The 549-nt window shown below is 67.9% G+C and carries 1 protein-coding gene; it reads right to left on the reverse strand.

Annotated features, from left to right (window positions below; genetic code table 11):
- Positions 1-365 precede the first annotated feature (365 nt).
- The coding region (locus FK530_RS26180; protein ID WP_205124278.1) for a hypothetical protein at positions 366-549 on the reverse strand (184 nt) is incomplete at its 5' end.

The raw sequence follows: 549 nt of genomic DNA on the forward strand, positions 1-549 counted from the left end.
GAGCTCCTGGCCACCAGGGCCCAGCACCCGCTCTGCCGGGACCGGTTCCCCGGGCACGTCCCACGAGGCGACCTCCACCTCATCCACGTGCGTGTGCACATGGGGCAGGACTCGCTCGCGCAGTACCCGCTCACTCCGGTCGAGGACTCGTGCCGAGTCGATGTGCATGGAGCCGTGCCTCTCTGCTCAAACGGTGCGGGGCATCTGCTGTGTCCGGCGAGACCGATGCTAATCCGCTTTAGTTCAATAGGCAAACTCGTTCCTCCCGACTTTTCCGGGGCGCGGCGGGGCCAGGGGGAATGCAGGGAACACGAGGGGCGAGGCGCGCCCGGTGTGCACCGAGGCTCGGTGTCCGGCGCAGCCGATCAGGTCTCGGGTACGTCCCCCGAGGACTCCCTCACTTCCAACGTGGGAAGGGCGGCCTCCACCGATCCGGCGTCCTCCCCGTCCATGACCTTCATGAGGTGCTCGGCCACAGCGGCGCCGAAGCGGGCCGTCTCGCGGTGGAGAGCAGTGATCCGGGGGTGCACCAAGGTGCACATCATGGAG

The organism is Tsukamurella conjunctivitidis (genome assembly GCF_007858475.1).
Taxonomy (GTDB): Bacteria; Actinomycetota; Actinomycetes; order Mycobacteriales; family Mycobacteriaceae; genus Tsukamurella; species Tsukamurella conjunctivitidis.